We start from the raw sequence: 21,629 nt of genomic DNA, 5'->3' as shown, positions 1-21,629 counted from the left end.
TATGCTATCCATAAAAAAATATGCAGCAATAGATATAGGTTCGAATGCTGTAAGACTTTTAATTTCGAATATTATTGAGCAAAAAGGAAGGCCTGTGCAGTTCAAGAAAAGCTCATTAGTTCGTGTGCCCATTAGACTTGGTTCTGATGTGTTTTTGAATGGCGAGATTTCCGAGGAAAATAAAAAGCGTATGCTGGATACGATGACTGCATTTAATTTATTAATGAAATCACATAAAGTAGTCACATATAAAGCTTGCGCTACATCAGCAATGCGCGAAGCTACTAATGGGAGGGAGATAGCAAAACTAATTTTAGAACAAGCTAATATAGACATCGATATTATTGATGGTGAAGAGGAAGCGGCTATAATTGCGGCTACAGATTTGCATTCGTATATAAAAGAAGATAAAACCTATTTGTATGTTGATGTTGGAGGAGGAAGTACCGAGTTCTCTGTAATTCACCTCGGAAACACCGTAGCATCCAAATCGTTTAAGATTGGGACAGTGAGATTGCTGAATGATATTGTAAAAAAAGACACATGGTCAAACTTAGAGGATTGGATTAAGCAAAACACTAAAGGCTATGACAAAGTAGATCTCATAGGTTCTGGAGGAAATATTAATAAAATATTCAAGATTTCTGGGAAGTCCTTGGGAAAACCATTAACCTATTTTTACTTGACTTCCTATTACAATAAGCTTCAAACCTATTCTTATGAGGAGCGCATCACAGAATTAGATCTTAATCAGGATCGTGCCGATGTAATTATTCCTGCTACACGTATTTATCTTTCTGCAATGAAGTGGAGTGGAGCCAAAGACATTTATGTGCCAAAAATCGGTCTGTCCGATGGCATTATAAAGAGTATTTACTACAATACAGTTTCTAGCGTAAACATCTAAATTTAAGTTCGTTTAGCGTTTTTTTGGGCGTAACACCCAATATTTATTTTGTATGTTTAATTTTCATTATATATTAGCCTACTCAAATCTTTGCTACGTATTAGCATAATTTTGATACCCTCTCAATATAATGAGAACCCTAAATAAAATTGTTATGCAAATAAAATCAATTGTACTTACGTTAGTATTCGTTGCCATGTCTACATTGTCTTTCTCACAAGAAGTAAGCTATGGTGTTAGAGCAGGTGTTAATATTTCAAATTTAGATTTTGATCCTGATGCGACCTTTGTAAATCAGCATAGAAACGGGTTTGCCTTTGGTGGATTTGTTGACTATGGAGTTACAGAGACTTTTTCTGTTCAGTTGGAGATTCAATATTCTGCAGAAGGAGGAAAAGCAGACGACTTAAGAGCAGATTATATCCAAATGCCAATTATGGCGCGTTTTTCTTTAGGCGATAAGTTTGCTTTGGGTGTTGGACCAATGGTGAGTTTAAAAACATGGAAAAATCAAGATGCCTTTTCAACCTTTACATTTTCTGGTGTAGGAGGAATCGAGTATATGATCAATGAGGAATTATTTGTTGATGCTCGAGTGCATTATGGGTTAAGCAATATCTTGGATGAAGATACATCTAACGGACTAGAAGCGCAAAACACAACATTTCAGTTTGGATTCGGAATTAGAATCTAATAACAAGAAATTATAATATAATAGAAAAGCTTCAGTTCAACTGAAGCTTTTTCTTTTTGTCCTTTACCGAAATATCTACTCCTTGATAAATTTTAGTGTTTCAAATTGAATGCTTGAATTATATACTTTTATGAAGTACAATCCCGATTGCAATTGGATTACAGGTAGTGAATTTGACGTGATGTTACCATTCATGACGAGTCTACCAGATATAGAATATATTTCATATGTGGCATCATTATAGTCTTCTGAAAAATCTATGATATTTGTCACTGGGTTTTGATCAATCTTAAGTTGAGATAAATTCAATTCAACATCATCAACAGATAAGGCTTGTCTTCCAAAAAAGGCTTGATTTCCATTAGAAAGGTTGATTACAGATAACGTTGCGTCGTCACCAGTTCCTGTAATTTGATAGTCAAATTCATTATTAACTCCTGTATCCAAAACCGAATATAAATATAAATTCTCAAAGTTGTTTTCTTCAGCATTGTCGCAAGGGTCGCCCAATGTTACGCTTAAACTTCCATCGGTGCTGAAGGTTTGTTCTGGATTGAAATAGTAATTACCAGCATAACCAGTGCAAATGGCAAAACCATCAAAAAACAAACCAGTACTATCACTATTCGTAGAGAAGTTTATCGTAGGAATTGCAAATCCAGGAATATTGATTTGGTTTGAATCTACAATTAAATAGTGCAAAAACCAGTCGCCAATCATACTGGGCGTTTGTTGTGTATTTCCAAAGGTTGCGTAATTGGAATTATCAGTATTAGTTAAAATGAGTGTTTGTTCATCGCCATTCATCACAATATCATAGCTAAAGGTAGTTTCATCTGTAGCTCCAAGTACATCATTTATATAGGAGCTTTTAAATTCATCTGTATTATTGTTGTCACAAAACACCAAAGTTGTTGAAAAATCTAGTTTTCTAAGCGTTCCGTCTAAATTAAAAATATACTCTCCAAAAAAGTCATTACAACTTAAACCATCATATAAAAAGCTTGTATAACCATAGTCATTAGTAAATGCAATTTTAGGCTGACCATTGCCAAATTGGGCATTATACAGATTAACGCCTTGAACAGTTGTAGAATATAAATACCAGTCACCTATAATATCTGTAGGACGAGATCGCCTTCCAAGCACCGCATAGTTTGAAGTTATCATGTTTGTTAACACTAGAGTTTCATCCAAACCTGTGCCAGTAATTTCATAGTCTAATGGACTTGCTAAAATTTGGAAGTAAGCATGTTCAAATTGTTGAATGGCATCAGAATTACATGGACCATTTGTTGAAGCCACTCCATATATTTCAATCGTATTTGTATTGATCGTTAAATAATTAGAAAAATAAGCATTGCAGACGCCACCCTCAAAAGTAGAAATACCGTTTTCGGTAATAATTCTAAGATTAGGATAATCAATTGTATATAACTCTTGGTTATAGCTGGTTGTATTGTCAACACTTATAGAGTATAAATACCAATCACCCAAAACTTCGGTTTGTGCTTTGGTGTTTATATGAACTATCATGAAAACAAGGAGTAGGTAAAACTTTTTTATAACTAGCAAGATTGATTTTTCTTACAAGTTACAAAATTTAGCCATGAATAGTTTCGCTTTTGCCTAAATCTTTCATGATATCAGCTTCAAATTCAAGCAATTGTTGCCATTTTTTATCTACCTCTTTGCGGTCTCCATATTGTCGAGCAAATCCTAAAAACATCGTATAATGATTGGCTTCGCTTACCATGAGTTTTCTGTAAAACTCAGCTAAATCTTTATCTTGTAATTCTTCAGAAAGCAATCTAAAGCGTTCACAGCTTCTGGCTTCAATTAAAGCAGCATACAATAAGCGATGTATTAATTGAGTGGTTCTACTGCCACCTTTTGGGAAGAATTTGAGTAATTGTAAGACGTACTCGTCTTTTCTATCACGACCGAGAACCCAACCATTAGCAATAATGCGATCATGCACCATTTTAAAATGACTAATCTCTTCTTTGACTAGTGCAGTCATCTCTTTAACCAAATCGGTATATTCAGGAAAACTTACAATTAATGAAATAGCTGTACTGGCCGCCTTTTGCTCACAATAAGCGTGATCTGTAAGAATATCTTCTACGTTCTTTTCAACAATGTTTACCCAACGCGGATCTGTTGGTAGTTTTAATCCAAGCATAATTAACTGTGATCTTCAATTAGAGTTAAACGCTCTTTACCGTTTTTATCGATGAGCATTTCGTAGAATTTATAGGCTTTGTTATTCGGATTTACAAATGAGATACCCAATGCCAAAGTGTTGGTATTTGAGGCATCTTGATCTATCCAAATATGTTCTAGCGTCGCATTTTTCCAAAATTCTGAATTTGAATAACCTCTAAATTCTTCTGCTGAAATATGCTTGTCGTAAATTATCTTATCAGAAACAGCCACTAGAATATCAGATTCAAAAACACGATGGTACATTGTAAGTTCTGTACTGTTTTTTGATGAAGAATGCACAGGAATTTCGTTAACCATTGATGTGTAATTTTTTATGCTCACAAGAAACGTATTTGAAATTACTGAATCTGTTTTTATTTCTGTGTATGTTTCAGGATAATAGGATTTTAAAGCTTCAATTTTAAAGTTTTTATTGAAATCTAAAACAGCATTTTCTAATTGCTCTTTTTTACTAGTCCTTCTATCACAAGACATCAAAACTAACACTAATAAACACGGAACTAATAGGACTAATTTTTTCATGATATATGTATTAAATATCTAAACCAAATGTTTTTCTAAGCACTTCGATACTCGGGTTTTTCTCTTTTAACTTCTCATATTTTTCCTGAGTTGTAAAAGCGTATTTTTTTGAAATTTCCTCATTAACACTAATATCGAGTTTTAAATTAAAATTCTGTAGTGTTTTTCTAAGAAATTCCATTAAAGGATATTGTGCTCTTTCTAATTCAACTCTTAAAGTATCGTTAGGAAACTCAAGCTGTATATCTGTTCCTTTCAATCCTGGTTTGCCCATTTCCAAGATAGATGCCATAATTTTCTCGCCCTTTTTATGAAGTTGAGCAATGTAAGCGTTCCAGGCTTCATGAAATTGTTCTTCTGTAAAGTCTTCAGTAGGTAAATCATCAACATCAATTACGACCTCCATTTGTTTAATTTGATGTTCTTTTTTTGCTCTAATACTTTTTAGAGATAATCCAGAAGTGCGTTGGTCTTTCTTTAATTCTAAAACTGGTTTTGGAGGTTCGGCAGTAATAGGATTATCAACTACATTTTGATCGTTATCTTTAACGGTCTTTGCCTGTGGTTCTAAAGTTTCCTTAGACTTCGGAATGCTAACAGGAATTGGAGTGATGCCCTTAGCTTTAAAGTAAGATGGCGGAATTATGTAATGTTTGCTATTTTTTTTTTCTCCATCAAAAGTGATAGAGGCAAGTTGCATTAAGCATAGTTCAACTAATAAGCGTTGATTTTTACTGCTTTTATACTTTAAATCACAGTCGTTGGCCAGCTCTATTCCTTTTATAAGGAAATCATGAGGCGCTTTTCTAGATTGTTCAAGATATTTTGCTTTGGTATCATCACCAACTTCAAGAAGTTCTATGGTTTGCTCATTTTGACAAACCAATAAATCTCTAAAATGTGAGGCTAGACCAGCTATAAAGTGATGACCATCAAAACCTTTAGAAAGCGTATGGTTAAACTGAATGAGCAATTCAGGTATTTTATTTTCTAAAATGAGGTTAGTACTATTGAAGTATGTTTCATAGTCTAGAACATTTAGATTTTCGGTAACGGCTTCTCGTGTAAGTTCTTTTCCAGAGAAACTTACCACACGATCAAAAATAGATAAGGCATCACGCATGGCACCATCAGCTTTTTGAGCTATGATATGCAAGGCATCATCCTCAGCATTTATACCTTGCTCTTTGGCGATATATTTCAAATACTCTTTAGCATCTTTTACTGTAATTCGTTTAAAATCGAAAATTTGACAACGCGATAAAATCGTTGGAATAATCTTATGCTTTTCAGTAGTTGCAAGAATAAATATGCAATGTTTTGGCGGTTCCTCTAAGGTTTTTAGAAAGGCATTAAAAGCTGCTTGAGAAAGCATGTGAACCTCATCGATAATATAGACCTTATATTTTCCTACTTGAGGCGGAATACGAACCTGATCTGTAAGGCTTCTAATATCATCTACCGAATTATTTGAAGCCGCATCCAATTCGAAGATATTAAAAGCAAAATCTTCATCTTCAGTTTCCGATCCATCGCTATTAATCATCTTGGCTAAAATACGAGCACATGTTGTTTTGCCAACACCTCTCGGACCAGTAAATAGCAAGGCTTGTGCTAAATGATTGTTTTCAATGGCATTTAATAAAGTATTTGTAATAGCTTGCTGACCAACAACATCCTTGAATGTTTGTGGTCTGTATTTACGTGCAGATACTACAAAGTGTTCCATGAAAAAAACTTAGAAGAACAAAGTTAAAAATTCAGTTTAAAATTAAGAATTATGTAGCTTTAATTTAGGAGGAGTTATTAACAATTAATTGTATTTTTGCACCAAGCAGATCGCCTTATCGCAGTGGCATTTATTGCCTCTGAGGAAAGTCCGAACACCATAGTGCAATCATAGTGGTTAACAGCCATCCATCGTAAGGTGAGGAAAAGTGCAACAGAAAGAATGTACAGGTTAAGCTGTAGTGAAATCAGGTAAACTCTATGTGGTGCAATGTCATGTATACCAACGCTTGAGTGCTGCACGCGCGATTGTTGGAGGGTAGGCAGCTAAAGTTTGCTAGTAATAGTAAACGTAGATAAATGATAAGGGCTTTTCTTTTTTTGAGAATTCATTTTCTCAAAAAAAGAAAATGTACAGAATTCGGCTTATAGATCTGCTTTTTTCTTTTTTGACACGTTTTGACACTTTAGTTATGGTCGTTTTCTTCTGTTCTGATTTTTGATAATCATTAGTTTTATAACATGAAATGTATTATATCATATATCCTGTTTTTTTCCTTGTCACTTTCAGTTTTATCTCAGGAAATAGATAGTGTTAGAGTTATTTTAGAAAGTAATTTAAAGGAAGCTAATTCAGATGCTCAAAAGTTAAGGGCTATGTTGGCTTTGGGAGAACTTGAATTGGATCATAATTTTACAAAAGCAAAGTATATCATTAATGATGCATTTGAATTAATTAATAAAACACCTACAAAATTCACTAATCATGAAAAGGCTTTAGTATTAGTTCAATATGGTGTGCTTAAAAGACGTTTGGGTAAACACGTTCAGGCTTTAGATAGCTACCTCCAAGCTTTAAAACGATTTGAAGTAGACGAAGACTATAAAAATATAGCAGATGTGTATCATAACATCGCAATGGTCTACAGGTCACAAAAAGAGTATCGTAAATCAATTCAATATTTTAAAAAATCTATAGTAGTTAATCAGGCTTTAGATAATAATCACGGCGTGGGCCAGGCGATTCTAATGCTTGGAGTCTCTTATAGTAGTACTAAACAATTAGATTCGGCATTGATTTGTTATAACAAGGCAAAAGCCATTTTTAATACACTTAATGCTGACGAACAACTTCAAGAGGTTAATGACAATTTAGTAGCGATTTATAGAAAGCAGAAAGACTATGATGCAGCTTTGAATCTTAGTTTAAAAAACGTCGATTATTCGAAGCGCAAAGGAAAACAATTGGCTTTGTGCGGAAATTACTATGATACCGCTTTAGTTTATGAAAAACTTAAAGCCTATAAACTGGCTGGTAAATATGTAGATTCCTCAATAAAATTAGCAAAGAAAGAAAAATTTATTCATCGTATAGCAAAAGGCTATAAAAAGCGTTCGCAATTATGGGATAAATTAGAGAATTATGGAGCAGCTTATAGAGATTATAAGCGCTTTAAAAAATATTCAGATTCTATTTTTAATATAGAAACGGTATCACAAATTCAAGAATTAGAACTGAAATATACTTTTGAAAAAGAACAGCAAGAAGCTAAATTGATTACAGAAAATGAACGCTCCAAAAAATGGTTGTATTTAGCTTTGTTTATTCTAACATTAATTGGGGCGATTGTGATCACCTTATTAGTACGAAAAAATTATAGAAATAAAATTGAATTAGCACGTATAAATCATAAAGCCGAGACGCTTTCTTTAGATCAGGAGATTAAAAATAAAGAAGTTAATGTTAAACAACTTATTGCAGATAATACGATGCGATTGGATTTTAAAAAGGAATTATTGGATCGCATTAGAAATGATAATGAGACAGCAGATGCTAAAGAATTCATTTCAAAACTGGCCAATGATTTAAGGCTTCAAATTGAAACAGAAAGTAAATTATCTAATTTGCAATATACCATAGACGCTACAAATACAGCATTCGATACTATTTTGAAAACACGCTTTTCTGACTTAACAAAAGGGGAGCGGGAAGTTGCTTCTTTATTGCGCTTAAACTTGAGTGTCAAAGAAATTATGACTATTCGTAATGTTTCTGAAGACTCCGTTAAATCAATGCGTCGTCGTATTCGGAAGAAAATGCAAGTTCCTAAAGCACAACGTATAGAAGATTTTATTCAATCGCTCAATTAAGACTTTTGACACGTTTTGACACGTGTCTTTTATGGGTTTGAAACATTTAGCTATGTATTTTAGCTGAAATTTTAAACCTTTAATCGATGAAACCTACTTTTTTACTGTTACTTTTTTGTTTAATAACATACAGTACCAATGCTCAAATCACTCAAGATAATACGGCATTAAGTGGTTTAGTACCTTCAGACTCACCAGTTACTATTACTGTGCCTACAGGGAATAATAAAGCCCTGATTATGGTGATTAGTGATGCTAGCTCAGCTCAAGTTTCTGATATACAAAATTTTAATGGCTTGCCAGTATATAGCTTAAATGATTCTAGTTTTGAGACTAAAGTTTTCATAGTCTACTTAGGTGATGTCACTACCGAATTTGTTGCAGATTTAAATTTTTCAAAAGGTATAAATACAGTATTTACTTTAAATAATGTAGAGCAAACTATAGATGATACTAAACTTAATGATTTTGAAAACATCATTGGGCAAAAGCCTGTATTTACGCATTTAGGTAGTTTAAATAAAGAGCCGGGTGATTTTGTAATAAATGGATTTAGAATAAGTAACTCACTTGGAGGTGAATGCACACAACCAGAGTTTAGTGTTTTTAATTCTCATGGAAACACAGTCAACCTTGAGTTTGAACAATCTACTGGAGTAGGATCGGGTCTTCAATGGACTATTTATTCGTCTATTGTTTCCAATTCTAACGAGTATACAATTTGGTCTTTAGCAGATAATTGTTTCGATAATACCACTGGTCGTTATGCTGATGATTTTCAATATTATGCAGTTAGACACTATAGTATTATTATAAAATCTGTACCAGCACAAACACTTGCTACTACCGTTATTGACAATGAGATAGATTTTAAATTATTTCCTAATCCAACCGATTCCATTTTACAATTTAACCAATCTGTTAATGGAACATATGCGATTTATAATACCGCTGGTCAGAATGTATTGTCATCTAAATCGGTTGAAATAGTTAATCATATTAATATTTCAACCTTATCAACAGGCACTTATGTCATTAAAATAGAAACTAAGGATGGCAAATCTTTCCAAAAACAATTTATAGTCAATAATAGAAAATAATGCTGTTAAGTCATTAACAAAGATAAGCGACACCTTTTGACACTCATCTTTTATGAGCCAAAATAATACAGCCATTATTTTTGCAAAAAATTAAAAACACTAAATCTACACAAATGAAACATTTTTATCTACTATTAATATCACTAGTCTTTACATACACGGCAAATGCCCAATACACTGTTATTCCTGACGCGAACTTTGAAATTGCATTAGCAGCCTATGATGACATTCCAGGAGATGGACAAGTACCAACTAACAATATAAATACGCTAACTTTTTTAAATGTTGGAGACAATAATATAAGTAGTCTTAATGGGATTCAGGATTTTGAAGCATTAGAACAGTTAAGATGTAATAATAATAATCTTATGACTCTAGATTTGAGTCAGAATTTAAATCTACAAAGATTGCGTTGTTATAGTAATCCGCTAGTTAATTTGGATCTGTCTAATAATCTTCAACTATTTGAATTAAGAAGTTATGCTTGTCCTTTACTTACCAGCTTAAATATTGCCAATGGTAATAATAGTAATATCAATCATCTTAATATATCTTCTAATGCAAATTTAACGCGCGTAGAGGTAGATAACTCAACTTTAGCAGATGATTGGAACAATAGCATAAACTTACCAGCAACATACTCCGCAGGATCTAGTGTTGTTTATTCTGTTTTAGGCGTAAACGAAACCTATGTGCCAGATGATGCTTTTGAAGCGTATTTAGAATCCAACAGTTTAGGTAATGGCATTGCTAATGACAATAGAGTTGATAAGAGTTTAATAAGTACAGTAACTTCAATTAACCTAGAGAACTTGGGCATTATAGATGCCATTGGTATCAACGAGTTTGTCGCTTTAGAAACCTTACAGGTTAATGATAATAACCTTGAGGTCATTTATCTAGACAATTTAATCAATTTAGTTACGTTTAGAGCAACTCGTAATAACTTAGTTACTTTAGATTTAAGTAATAGTACAAGTCTCGAGGTTCTTATTGTAGATTCAAATAATCTGTCTACACTTTTATTAAATTCAACCGTATTAATATATTATCAAATCGCTGGGAATAACTTTTCATCCATAGATTTAACTAATTTTCCATTATTAGAAAGACTCTTTTGCGGTGGAAATAGTATATTAAACTTGGATGTTAATAGTAATCCAGAATTAATTACAATAGAATGTCAGAATAATGATATTGAAAGTCTTGATGTATCAAACAATCCAGATTTAGTTAGCTTATTAGCTTTTAGTAATGCGTTAACCTCTTTAGATGTTAAGAATGGGAATAATGGTATCATGACTATTTTTAGAGCCGATAACAATACTAATTTATCGTGTGTAGAAGTTGACAATGAAGTAGCAGCAACAAATGGTTTAGGGAATTATTCAAGTTGGATGAAAGATGCTGGTACTGTATATTCTGAAGATTGTGCTGCTACGTTAGGCACAAACACCTTTGAGTTAAATACTATTTCTGTATATCCCAATCCAGTTGTAGATATTTTGAATATCAATGCAACTAATAATGAATTAAAAAGATTAGATATATTAGATATTAATGGTCGACTAGTGATTACAAAATATAACAGCTTTGAGAACGTAGATATGCATCAATTGAATGCAGGTGTATACTTTATGAGGCTATACAACAAGAGTGCTACTAAGACACTTAAACTTATTAAGCAATAGTATGTGTAATAGTTAATTAGTTTATTTTTAAGATTATATAGAGGCTTTATGTGCTACAAACTTAAATAAAGAACCCTTTACAAGTTGTAAAGGGTTTTTTATGTATTTCAAAACAACTATTGCTTAGGGGGCGTAATCGTAAAGCCTTGACTTTCTAGAATGTTTAGCATGTCGTAAAAATAGCGTATGAAAACAATTTTACCATTATCGATAAGCGATACAGTGTGATACGGAATTGCAATTGTTTTTCCCGTTTTTTTGTCGGTTACAGTATTTGTTCCCCAAGACAAAAGCCATTCGCCTTCATTCCAGTTATTTTCTACTTTAACAGGCAAATATAAATCACCACTTATAGAGTGTTTATATTGGTTTGTGCTTTGAGTAAAATAAGTCTTGTGTTGTTCTACATTTAAAGAATCTAGACCACCACCAAGTCCATATATCATGGCTTTTTCATGAAGTTGAGCATTCATTTTGTCAACGTTTCCTTCTTGTAGTGCATCTGTGTAATTTCGAATAAGCTTATTTGCTATTTCAGCATTTTCAAATTCTAAAGTAACCTTTGGTTTAGTGTCTTGAGCATAAGTGTATATTGGAAATAATAAGGCTACTGTAAATAGAGCTACTATATTTTTTAAAGATCTCATAATTGAATTGTTTTGGATTAATTAGATGGATTATAACTTAAGTCTGGTCTAATATCACCTTCAACTTGATCATATTTTGAAGTAAGTTTGATTACATTAAAGAATGTATCTCCTTTGTCATCGCCAAAAAGCTCATCATTTTCTTTGCCTCCTAATGCTATAGCGACATCATCTTTACCTGCAATAGATACCATATAGTAGCTCTCAGTACTTCCAAAACCACTGTGATAAATATCATAACCATTTTTGATGCCTTTAGATTTAAACAGTTCTTTTACTTTGGTCATTGCTTCTTTCATAGCTTTAGCATTTTTTGGAGGATAATATAAAAAGTGATACTCTCTATGATTTTTGCCTTCAACACTATAACCCTCAGGGTTATAAGAAAGTTCAGGGTTGTAATGCACAATAGCGTTACTATGAGAATCATAACATTGATCCATATCTTCAAACAACTTCCCAGCTGCATCTCCCATTTTTTCAAAAAGTGGTTCCATTGGGTTTTTATCTAAGTCTGCCATTTTTTCAATAGGAGAGACATAGACATAACGACCATCCTCAACACTAATGGTTGTCCAGTTTACATCTTTGATATTGTATTTTACACAATTGTCTTTAAGACTTTTGGCAGCTTGTTCATATTGGGGTATTTTTTCAAATTTCACATTGTCTGTATGAACAACAAACATGGTTGGTGCATCTTGTGAATGCGCAAAATTGACTGTAAATACTACAGAAATTAGGATAACTAGTCCTCTTTTTAAAGTTTTCATAATTAATTGATTTAAGTTAATATGTTGAATGCATTAATAGCCGTTAATTAATCATAACACGGTAATTCAACTGTAAATCGGAGGACAATAAGATAAGTAGTAAATTGAGTCTTAACTCAGAAGTGAGGTATATAATATAGTTAAAAAATATTATTAGGATTTATACTACAAATAAATGTAAGAATGCGCTTATATTCTAGAGAGGAATTACTCAAATACAAAAACAGGTAGATTTACTCGAAAAAACTGAACATGTTGCCACCATAACTTTTTGAGTGCGAGTAATGTTCTAGGTGAGATAAATCGGTATGTTTTGAATGCTCAACTATTAATAAACCATCGTCTTCTAACAGGTCATTTTGAAAAACTAATTGTGGGATATTTGCAAATGCTTCAATTGGAAAGTCATATGGAGGGTCGGCAAAAATAATTGTGTTTTGTTGCTGGCTTTTTTCTAAAAATTTGAAGACATCACTTTTAATTGTAGAAATGTTCATTTCGAAACTCTCAGCAGTCTCATTAATGAATTTGATGCAGCCATAATTCTCATCAACGGCTGTAATGCGTTCTGTCCCTCGAGAAGCAAATTCGTAGCTAATGTTTCCTGTTCCAGCAAACAAATCTAATACAGATATCTCATCAAAATAAAACTGATTATTCAAGATGTTGAACAACGATTCTTTTGCCATATCTGTTGTAGGTCTTACAGGTAGCTTTTTGGGAGCAGTTATTCGACGTCCTTTATATTGACCAGATATAATTCGCATTAGCTAAAACTATTTAGAATGATTAGATTGTTATGATCTGAGCCAGACTCAACGTTTGCACCATTTATATAGTTATGATGTGGTTTCAAAAAGTCCACGAATCTAATATACTTATACAATATATTATAATAATCATCTCCATTTTCAATCTGACCAGATATCACTGTTTTCAACACTTCTGGGTTAAGTTTAAGCTGCTCAATACTAAATAAGATATAATAAATAAAGTCTTCTTTAGTATGGTACTCAAAAGTATTGTAGAATCTTAACTTTCCATCTTTAATATAAAGTACTTCAAAAGTAGAGGAGTTTACATTGATATGCATTTGTTCTTCATTCGATTCGGCGAGTTGAAGTAAAGTTTCTATAAGTATCGTAGAAGAATGCTTATAAACGAAGCTTCCAAATGTATCAAAAATGTAATTATTAATATTTACTAAAGGCACATAAATATTAACACTCTCATTAGTTGGTAAACGATCAAAACTTATGAAATCTGTTTGTAATATTTTGGCATTAAATTTTAGATAGTCTGCTAGATTCTTTTCGTCAAATATAGCTTCTGGCACAAGGCAGGATAGTTCATTTTGATAGATGCAAGTTATAGAATCAAAAGCTTGTTCAAAATCAGAGTTGGACTCTATAATGACTTTTAAATCGTTAAGAAGTTCAAAAGGTGTAGCCTTTTTTTCTAAATGAACATGTTTTAATAACTCAATAGTATTAGTTGTACGATTTAGAATGCAAAAAGAAAGTCCACTCAAACGAATTTGAATGGACAGTGCTTTTATACTATTTTGTTTCAATTTACTCTTTTTTGGTTATAAGGTTTTTAGGCCAGTTCCCTTTGGTAACATCTTCCTGCATAGAACCTACTTGTAATTTTGGTCCTCTTACGCCGTCAACAGACATTACTTCTTTTTCTTTTTCTACTAGATTTTTTTCTTGGTCATGTAAAATAACATCTTTTGTTACAGATGCTTCAAATATTGCAATACCAGTATCATCAAGTTTTCCTGCTTCAAGCTTAAATTTAGCACCAGCAGGACCAACACCTTCAGGAAGATTCATCATGGTCTTGTAACGAGGATCATCACCAAATAAAGAATCTCTAACCGATACGAAATCTAAGGTGTCGATAAGAACTATATCTTTATATGTTTCAACTCCACCAAAACGACGCGTTAATTCTTCATCTAAAATAGTAGAGTCACGTCTTTGTGTAATCGTAAATTGAGCTGTATCTACAAACTTGATTAAATCATCAAAGTTTCCAGCAAAATTTTTATTTACTGTTCGATGCGCTAATTGTGCATCTCTAATATCAATTAATTTTGCTATAACTGATCTGTAACGCTCTTCTTTAAGTTTGTTAAACTTAATTTCGCCGTACACCGACATGAAAGTAAGATACCCTAAAAAGACGATCAACGCCCAAAGAACTATATTTAATATAGGTTTTAATTTTTTGGGTACAAATTTATCGATTAACCAAACGATACCAATTGTAAGTAAAATAAGGCCTACAACTACAAGAATTACTTTTAACATAGTTAGTTTTTTTATATTGTTTTTAGGAGTTACGCAAATCTACAATTTTTTTTTGTTCGTTAAAATATTGTAGAGAAAATTCAATTAAAGGTGAAAGATATAAAATTACTTTCATATTATATAACAAATTTTGCCATGTAATCCCATAAAATTATTATGTTTTAAATCATATCTTGCGTTTTTATTTGGATTTCAATTACATAGATGACTGCATCAGATTTTTATAAATTACTAATTCATAAGTTTCCTTTCGAGCCTACTATGAAACAAACAGTAGCATTAGAGCAATTATCACAATTCGTTTTTGATAATTCTCCCAATGCTTTATATCTTTTAAAAGGGTTTGCTGGAACCGGAAAAACGAGTATTATTGGTGCTTTAGTTTCCAATTTATGGGAAACTAAAAAAAGTGCAGTTTTAATGGCTCCAACAGGTAGAGCAGCAAAAGTAATCTCGAATTATTCAAAAAAAGAGGCATTCACAATTCATAAAAAAATATACTTCCCAAAGAAAGATAGAGGAGGAGGCGTGAAATTTGTTATGCAGCCTAACAAGCATCGAAATACAATCTTTATTGTTGACGAAGCTTCAATGATTCCTGATACACCCGCAGATTCTAAAAACTTTGAGAGTACATCATTGCTAGATGACCTTATTCAATATGTGTATTCTGGACATAAATGTAAACTCTTATTGATAGGAGATAAGGCACAATTGCCTCCAGTAAAATCGGATCTGTCACCAGCACTAAATCAAGATAAACTCGATTTAAATTATAACAAAAGAGTAACTTCTATTGAGTTGGATGAAGTTGTTAGACAAAACCAAGATTCAGGAATCTTAAATAATGCCACACGCATCCGAGAAGTTTTAGAACACGAGTTTTACGAGTCTTTTAAATTTAATATTAATGGCTTTACTGATATTGTTAGGTTAATTGACGGACACGAAATCATGGATGCCATAAATGATTCTTATAGTGAGCATGGCCATGATGATACAGCTATTATTGTAAGAAGTAATAAGCGTGCTAATCTTTACAATCAACAAATTAGAAATAGGATTTTATTTAACGAAAATGAATTGACAGTTGGTGATTTTTTAATGGTTGTGAAAAATAATTACTTTTGGATCAAACCGACTACCGAAGCTGGGTTTATAGCTAATGGCGATATCATTCAAGTTTTAGAAATCTTCTCAATTATCACGCTTTATGATTTTCGATTTGCTGAAGTCAAAGTGCAAATGGTCGACTATCCAAAAATGCGTCCGTTTGAAACCGTTTTGCTTTTAGATACCATAGAAGCCGAAACACCATCACTTACTTATGAAGACAGTAACAGATTATACCAAGAAGTTCAAAAAGATTATGAAGATGAAACATCAAACTATAAGAAATTTTTAAAGATAAAAGGCAATAAGCACTTTAATGCCTTGCAGGTTAAGTTCTCTTATGCTATTACCTGTCATAAATCTCAAGGAGGACAATGGCACACTATTTTTGTAGAGCAACCCTATTTGCCAAACGGTGTTGATAGGGATTATATGAGATGGTTGTATACAGCTGTAACTAGAGCTAAAGAGAAACTCTACCTCATTGGTTTTAAAGATGAATTTTTTGAAGACGCATAGAAATTTTAATGCTGTCAATATATATAATATCACCAGCTTAGGGAGAACTTATTTTAGTTTATAAAAAGATTAAAAGAAGTAGGACCAAAATCACATAAAAGTTTTATTTTTGATATTCAACCTATTTCGGTCAAATGAAGATAATATCTATGATACCTGCACGCTATAGTGCATCTCGATTTCCAGGGAAGCTTATGCAAAATCTTGCAGGAAAGACAGTTATTTTAAGAACTTATGAGGCTACTGTTGCTACAGATTTATTTGATGATGTTTATGTGGTAACAGATAGCGAAACTATTTATGATGAGATCGTTAATAACGGAGGAAAAGCCATCATGAGCCAAAAAGAACACGAATCAGGTAGTGATCGTATTGCCGAAGCTGTTGAGAATTTAGATGTTGATATTGTCGTAAATGTGCAAGGAGATGAACCTTTTACTGAACGCGAAAGTTTAGAGAAAGTGCTTGGCGTATTTAAAGATGATCATCAAAAAGAAATTGATTTAGCATCACTTATGGTTGAAATTCATGATTGGGATGAAATTAATAACCCCAATACTGTTAAGGTTATCGTCGATCAAAATAATTTTGCGCTATACTTTTCAAGAAGTCCAATTCCTTTTCCGAGAGATAAGGAAGCTGGAGCTCGCTATTTCAAACATAAAGGGATTTATGCATTTCGAAAAGATGCTTTATTGGACTTCTATACATTACCAATGCAATTTATAGAAGCTACTGAAAAGATTGAATGTATTAGATATTTAGAGTACGGAAAGCGTATTAAAATGGTTGAGACCACAGTTGAAGGCGTAGAAATAGATACGCCTGAAGATTTAGAACGCGCAAAAAAACTTTGGAAAAATTGAACACAGAATACCAACATATTAAAGTCATCGGATTTGACGCAGACGATACATTATGGGTAAATGAAACCTATTTTCGTGATGCCGAATTAGAATTTGCAAAACTCATGGCACCTTATGAAACAGCCAACAAAATTGATCAAGAACTGTTTAAAAAGGAAATGGACAACCTATCATTATATGGATATGGTGTTAAAGGCTTTGTATTGTCTATGGTAGAATCTGCGATTGAGTTATCTAACGGCTCAGTGTCTAATGATACTATAGAAAAAATATTAGCTATTGGTAAGGACATGTTAAACAAGCCTGTAGAGCTGTTGGATGGCGTTGAAGAGACGTTAAAAACCTTGTCTCTAGACTATCGATTAATCCTAGTTACAAAAGGTGATTTACTCGATCAAGAACGTAAGCTTGAAAAATCAAATTTGAGTTCTTATTTTCACCATATTGAAGTATTAAGTGATAAAAAAGAAATGAATTATTCAAAATTGCTAAATCATTTGGATATAAACCCTTCTGAGTTCTTGATGGTGGGTAATTCATTGAAATCGGATATTTTACCACTCGTAAATTTGAAAGCAAAAGCTGTACATGTGCCTTTTCATACCACTTGGTTACATGAACAAGTTAACGATCAAGATACAAAGCAGAAAGACTACAAAACAATATCTAGTTTATCAGATTTAAAAACCATTTTAAATTAATGAAAGTTATAGATCTAGATACTTGGAAGCGTCAAGCACATTATGAGCATTTTAGTAAGTTTACAGACCCTTATTTTGGTGTGGTGATTCCTTTTGATGTTAGTGAAGCTTATCGGTTTGCTAAATCAAATCAAATATCCTTCTTCGGAAAATATTTGCATGATTGTATGAAAGCGATAAATGATGTAGACGAGTTAAAACTTAGGGTTGAAAATGGCGATATTGTTCAGTACGATACAATTAATGCATCAGCTACAATAATGAGAACCAATAAAACCTTTGGATGCTCATACATAGAGTTTGATAATAAATTAGAAGAATTTTTAATCAATTTAGATAAAGAGAAAAAAAGAATAGAGCATTCAAATGAGTTATTTCCAGAGCGAAATGATTTGTCCTGTGTACATTGTTCTGCATTGCCTTGGGTGAATTTTTCAGGACATAAAGAACCTGTGTCTGGTGCAATGGAGTCTGTTCCAAAATTAGCCTTTAGTAAAATTGAGAATCAACAGGACGGAAAAATTATGATGAACGTATCTATACATGTAAATCACGCTTTAGTAGATGGTTATCATGTTGGATTATTTTCTGAAAAATTCCAACATTATTTAAATAAGTAAAGATAAATCCAACTATGTTTTTATTTTTGTTACACGAAGACGAATAAATGAATTATAAAAATTATCCAATGGTGTCCAGAGTTGTCTTTGGACGAGGCAGTTTTAATCAGTTAGGTGATATTATAGCACCTGAGCGCTTGAATAGAAAAGCACCATTTATATTTTTGGTCGATGATGTATTCAAAGGTAATTCCGATTTAACGTCTAGAATTCCTTTAGCCTACGATGACCAACTTTTATATATTTCTGCTGAGCACGAACCTAAAACATCTCAAGTTGATGAATTGGTGGAGAGCATCATCCTTACTCATAAGGATAGACCTTCTGGTATTATTGGTATTGGTGGAGGTACGATTTTGGATCTTGCCAAAGCTGTAGCAATCATGCTTACTAACGAAGGTGAGGCAAAAAATTATCAAGGCTGGGACTTGGTTAAGAATCCAGCTATTTATCACGTAGGTATTCCAACTATATCTGGTACAGGAGCAGAAGTGTCACGTACGACTATATTAACTGGACCAGAACGCAAACTTGGTATTAATAGTGATTACACACCTTTTGATCAAGTTATTTTAGATCCAGAATTAACTAAAGATGTTCCAAAAGATCAATGGTTTTATACAGGAATGGATTGTTTTGTGCATTGTATTGAGTCTTTAAATGGAACCTATCTTAATGCTTTTAGTAAAAGTTATGGTGAGAAAGCCTTAGAACTCTGTAAAGAAATATTTATTGAAGATAACTTATCTGATGAAGAATCTGCAGATAAACTTATGATGGCATCGTGGCATGGAGGTATGAGTATTGCCTATTCTCAAGTAGGTGTAGCGCATGCAATGAGTTATGGACTGGGCTATTTGTTGGGTATTAAGCATGGTGTTGGAAATTGTATTGTTTTTGAACATTTAGAAGACTATTATCCTGAAGGTGTGGCTTTGTATAAAGCCATGAGAAAAAAACACAACATAAAAATTCCTCAAGGAATTTGTGCTGATCTTCATGATGACGAATTTGACACTATGATTGACGTGGCCTTGAGTTTAGAACCACTTTGGGAAAACGCCATTGGTAAAAATTGGAAACAAGTTATTACCAGAAATAAACTCAAAGCACTTTATCAAAAAATGTAATATGCGATGGCTAGCTCGACTTATCTATTTTAAAATTTGGGGATGGAAAGTCACTGGCAATACCAATTTTTCAAAAGACACGATTAAAAAAGCAGTGATCATAGCTGTTCCGCATACCAGTTGGTACGACTTCATTATTGGTATTTTGCTTCGGAAAGTAACTAATGTTAAAACTAATTTTGTTGCAAAAAAAGAACTATTTAAATGGCCATTTGGTTGGTATTTTAGAGCAGTTGGAGGTGCAGCATTAGACCGAACATCAGGACAAAACAAGGTTGATGCTATAGCGAAACTTTTTGAAGATAAAGACGAATTTAGATTAGCATTGGCTCCAGAAGGTACGAGGAAAAAAGTAAACGAATGGAAAACAGGGTTTTACTATATAGCTAAAGCAGCTCAAGTGCCAATTATCATGTTTACTTTAGATTTTAAGAATAAGCAAAATCATATTTCAGACCCGTTTTTTCCGACAGATAATGTTGAAGCAGATTTTGCCTTTATGAAGGCTTTTTATAAAGGTGTTGTTGGAAAAAAGCCTGAGTACTCATAGATAAACTTCAAACATGAAATTATCCTTTCCTATCCACAAAATCATTTGCTTTGGATTTTGCTTTGCATTTTTGAATTGTTCTACTAAAGATGAATCACCTCAATTAGCTGCTTATACTAGTAGCGAGTGTAAAGACGTCTATTTTAAAAATATGCGTAGGATACAAAATCGAATTCTTGAACAACGTTTTTCTGATTCTTTGTTAGTGTGTAAAATATTTGTTGTAGATAATTGTGAGCGAACAGAAGAAGGAGCCATTTCTATTTCTGGAGATACATTAGATTTAATTTATCATGGTGTTAGAATCCATAGTACTGAAACCAGAAAGATAAACGATTCTATTACAGAAGTTATTGACGTGTATACAGAGGCGTTGGTAGAATGCGATTGTGCATATGAATTAACGTATAAAATTGAAGGTTTTAAAAAACAACCGAAGATCATCACATTAAATGGTAAAAGAATAACTGAAACAAAGCATAAATATAAAATTGTTAGAGAACAACCAACGTACAAAATTATTGATAATGATACTATAAATTTTATTGATATCTATGGTTTAAAGCAAGGTGTTCATGTGACTTATCGAAAGGGTAGAAAACTTGCCTCAAGGCTTATCTATATTGATGGCGAACCGTTTTCGGGTCTAGCCAATGTGCGTTATGACAGTAATGGCCTCATAAAGGAAGAAATGTATATGGACAATCGAAAATATTCTAAGCGTAAGCATTACAAAAATGGAAAGCTTATCAAAGTTTGTGATACCGAAGGTGTTTTTGATGATGATACTAATTGTGAATATGTAGATTAGCTTCTATCTTTTAGTCTGTACACAAATTTTAATCCACTCCAATCTGCATCTATAGCAGCAACTTTTATATCGACAAGACCTTTATTCAGAATTAAATCTCTAATTGGCTCGCGCTTTAGATTAGTTTCTATTTTACTACTTCCTTTAGGCCAACTTACCCAAAGCAAACCGTTAATTTTTAATGCAGGTTTGTAATGATCAATGACCTTATTTAAATCTTCAAGAGTTGTACAAAACACATGAATGAAGTCTGCAGATTTTTCGCTTGCTTCAGTGAGCTCGTGGATGTCATCTGGCAAGTCTTCAAATAAGTTAAAGTATTGATTTGGAGCATTATATAGTAAAAAAGTGTATCCAGATTTTATACCTAATTTTTTTGCTAATGGTGTTTTTGAATATCCAGAATTCATGCTAATTATTTATATAAATATTATCGTTTTGGCACACATTTTGCAATTCATAAAGTGTAATCAAATACTGAAACATAAAGTAAGCTATTAGTCTCTAAAAAGAAACAGATATTGATTATTACAAAAGCTATTTAAGACCATCTTAAATA

General features: G+C 32.6%; 22 protein-coding genes and 1 other RNA gene. 13 read left to right on the top strand and 10 right to left on the bottom strand.

From position 1 onward, the window contains the following. The first annotated feature begins 1 nt into the window (after nucleotide 1). The gene (locus tag Q0783_RS10065; protein ID WP_298894818.1) at nucleotides 2-907 is read left to right on the top strand and encodes a rod shape-determining protein; all 906 of its coding nucleotides are present in this window, start codon (nucleotides 2-4) and stop codon (nucleotides 905-907) included. Between the two features lie 154 nt (nucleotides 908-1,061). Continuing rightward, complete coding sequence (locus Q0783_RS10060) at nucleotides 1,062-1,601, top strand: porin family protein (RefSeq protein ID WP_298894816.1); 540 nt, start codon at nucleotides 1,062-1,064, stop codon at nucleotides 1,599-1,601. A 75-nt stretch (nucleotides 1,602-1,676) separates the two neighbouring features. Here the strand turns inward: Q0783_RS10060 and Q0783_RS10055 are convergent, their stop codons facing one another. The 4 genes from Q0783_RS10055 to dnaX all read right to left on the bottom strand — a co-directional run bounded on the left by Q0783_RS10055 (nucleotide 1,677) and on the right by dnaX (nucleotide 6,081). Then, nucleotides 1,677-3,137, bottom strand: a complete 1,461-nt coding sequence (locus Q0783_RS10055) for an META domain-containing protein (protein ID WP_298894814.1) — start codon at nucleotides 3,135-3,137, stop codon at nucleotides 1,677-1,679. Nucleotides 3,138-3,204: 67 nt separating this feature from the next. Further along, nucleotides 3,205-3,786 (bottom strand): tRNA-(ms[2]io[6]A)-hydroxylase, encoded by a 582-nt coding sequence (locus Q0783_RS10050; RefSeq protein ID WP_298894812.1) that lies wholly within the window; start codon nucleotides 3,784-3,786, stop codon nucleotides 3,205-3,207. Nucleotides 3,787-3,788: 2 nt separating this feature from the next. Continuing rightward, complete coding sequence (locus Q0783_RS10045; protein WP_298894810.1) at nucleotides 3,789-4,352, bottom strand: hypothetical protein; 564 nt, start codon at nucleotides 4,350-4,352, stop codon at nucleotides 3,789-3,791. A 10-nt stretch (nucleotides 4,353-4,362) separates the two neighbouring features. Next, entirely contained in the window at nucleotides 4,363-6,081 is a 1,719-nt protein-coding gene (dnaX, locus tag Q0783_RS10040; RefSeq protein WP_298894808.1) for a DNA polymerase III subunit gamma/tau, read from the bottom strand. Nucleotides 6,082-6,183: 102 nt separating this feature from the next. On the opposite strand from dnaX, the gene rnpB reads away from it, so the two are divergent. The 4 genes from rnpB (at nucleotide 6,184) to Q0783_RS10020 (ending at nucleotide 11,022) form a co-directional block, all read left to right on the top strand. Further along, nucleotides 6,184-6,525, top strand: an RNA gene (gene rnpB / locus Q0783_RS10035) — RNase P RNA component class A. A gap of 77 nt (nucleotides 6,526-6,602) precedes the next feature. Beyond that, the gene (locus tag Q0783_RS10030; RefSeq protein ID WP_298894806.1) at nucleotides 6,603-8,231 is read left to right on the top strand and encodes a tetratricopeptide repeat protein; all 1,629 of its coding nucleotides are present in this window, start codon (nucleotides 6,603-6,605) and stop codon (nucleotides 8,229-8,231) included. 86 nt (nucleotides 8,232-8,317) lie between these two features. After that, nucleotides 8,318-9,331 carry a T9SS type A sorting domain-containing protein gene (locus tag Q0783_RS10025; RefSeq protein WP_298894804.1) on the top strand — a complete coding sequence of 338 codons (1,014 nt, stop codon included), beginning with the start codon at nucleotides 8,318-8,320 and terminating at the stop codon, nucleotides 9,329-9,331. Between the two features lie 113 nt (nucleotides 9,332-9,444). Continuing rightward, nucleotides 9,445-11,022: a T9SS type A sorting domain-containing protein gene (locus Q0783_RS10020; RefSeq protein ID WP_298894802.1), complete on the top strand. Its 1,578-nt coding sequence runs from the start codon at nucleotides 9,445-9,447 to the stop codon at nucleotides 11,020-11,022. 116 nt (nucleotides 11,023-11,138) lie between these two features. On the opposite strand, the gene Q0783_RS10015 is transcribed toward Q0783_RS10020, so the two are convergent. From Q0783_RS10015 to Q0783_RS09995, 5 genes are all read right to left on the bottom strand, one after another. Next, complete coding sequence (locus Q0783_RS10015) at nucleotides 11,139-11,669, bottom strand: nuclear transport factor 2 family protein (RefSeq protein ID WP_298761360.1); 531 nt, start codon at nucleotides 11,667-11,669, stop codon at nucleotides 11,139-11,141. A gap of 17 nt (nucleotides 11,670-11,686) precedes the next feature. Continuing rightward, nucleotides 11,687-12,442 (bottom strand): hypothetical protein, encoded by a 756-nt coding sequence (locus Q0783_RS10010; RefSeq protein ID WP_298894800.1) that lies wholly within the window; start codon nucleotides 12,440-12,442, stop codon nucleotides 11,687-11,689. Between the two features lie 233 nt (nucleotides 12,443-12,675). Beyond that, entirely contained in the window at nucleotides 12,676-13,209 is a 534-nt protein-coding gene (rsmD, locus tag Q0783_RS10005) for a 16S rRNA (guanine(966)-N(2))-methyltransferase RsmD (protein WP_298894798.1), read from the bottom strand. Then, nucleotides 13,209-14,015 carry a DUF3822 family protein gene (locus Q0783_RS10000; RefSeq protein ID WP_298894796.1) on the bottom strand — a complete coding sequence of 269 codons (807 nt, stop codon included), beginning with the start codon at nucleotides 14,013-14,015 and terminating at the stop codon, nucleotides 13,209-13,211. The genes rsmD and Q0783_RS10000 overlap by 1 nt, the downstream gene beginning before the upstream one ends. Nucleotide 14,016: 1 nt before the next feature. Continuing rightward, the gene (locus tag Q0783_RS09995; RefSeq protein WP_298894794.1) at nucleotides 14,017-14,760 is read right to left on the bottom strand and encodes a hypothetical protein; all 744 of its coding nucleotides are present in this window, start codon (nucleotides 14,758-14,760) and stop codon (nucleotides 14,017-14,019) included. Between the two features lie 204 nt (nucleotides 14,761-14,964). Between Q0783_RS09995 and Q0783_RS09990 the strand changes: the two genes are divergently transcribed. The 7 genes from Q0783_RS09990 (at nucleotide 14,965) to Q0783_RS09960 (ending at nucleotide 21,070) form a co-directional block, all read left to right on the top strand. Further along, nucleotides 14,965-16,392, top strand: a complete 1,428-nt coding sequence (locus Q0783_RS09990) for an AAA family ATPase (protein ID WP_298894792.1) — start codon at nucleotides 14,965-14,967, stop codon at nucleotides 16,390-16,392. Between the two features lie 134 nt (nucleotides 16,393-16,526). Beyond that, nucleotides 16,527-17,258, top strand: a complete 732-nt coding sequence (kdsB, locus tag Q0783_RS09985) for a 3-deoxy-manno-octulosonate cytidylyltransferase (protein ID WP_230935042.1) — start codon at nucleotides 16,527-16,529, stop codon at nucleotides 17,256-17,258. Continuing rightward, nucleotides 17,255-17,959, top strand: coding sequence for an HAD family hydrolase (locus Q0783_RS09980; RefSeq protein WP_298895461.1), 705 nt, complete (start codon nucleotides 17,255-17,257; stop codon nucleotides 17,957-17,959). The genes kdsB and Q0783_RS09980 overlap by 4 nt, the downstream gene beginning before the upstream one ends. Next, nucleotides 17,959-18,579, top strand: a complete 621-nt coding sequence (locus tag Q0783_RS09975) for a CatA-like O-acetyltransferase (RefSeq protein ID WP_298894789.1) — start codon at nucleotides 17,959-17,961, stop codon at nucleotides 18,577-18,579. The genes Q0783_RS09980 and Q0783_RS09975 overlap by 1 nt, the downstream gene beginning before the upstream one ends. A gap of 47 nt (nucleotides 18,580-18,626) precedes the next feature. Continuing rightward, nucleotides 18,627-19,709: an iron-containing alcohol dehydrogenase family protein gene (locus tag Q0783_RS09970; RefSeq protein WP_298761346.1), complete on the top strand. Its 1,083-nt coding sequence runs from the start codon at nucleotides 18,627-18,629 to the stop codon at nucleotides 19,707-19,709. A gap of 1 nt (nucleotide 19,710) precedes the next feature. Continuing rightward, nucleotides 19,711-20,259: a 1-acyl-sn-glycerol-3-phosphate acyltransferase gene (locus Q0783_RS09965; protein ID WP_298894787.1), complete on the top strand. Its 549-nt coding sequence runs from the start codon at nucleotides 19,711-19,713 to the stop codon at nucleotides 20,257-20,259. A 13-nt stretch (nucleotides 20,260-20,272) separates the two neighbouring features. Beyond that, nucleotides 20,273-21,070: a hypothetical protein gene (locus Q0783_RS09960; RefSeq protein WP_298894785.1), complete on the top strand. Its 798-nt coding sequence runs from the start codon at nucleotides 20,273-20,275 to the stop codon at nucleotides 21,068-21,070. Here Q0783_RS09960 and Q0783_RS09955 read toward each other — a convergent pair. Further along, nucleotides 21,067-21,480, bottom strand: coding sequence for a DUF3052 domain-containing protein (locus tag Q0783_RS09955; protein ID WP_298894783.1), 414 nt, complete (start codon nucleotides 21,478-21,480; stop codon nucleotides 21,067-21,069). The genes Q0783_RS09960 and Q0783_RS09955 overlap by 4 nt on opposite strands. Between the last annotated feature and the right edge of the window lie 149 nt (nucleotides 21,481-21,629).

This window comes from uncultured Psychroserpens sp., from assembly GCF_947500255.1.
Taxonomy (GTDB): Bacteria; Bacteroidota; Bacteroidia; order Flavobacteriales; family Flavobacteriaceae; genus Psychroserpens.
This window is presented reverse-complemented; position numbering and strand designations above follow the sequence as displayed.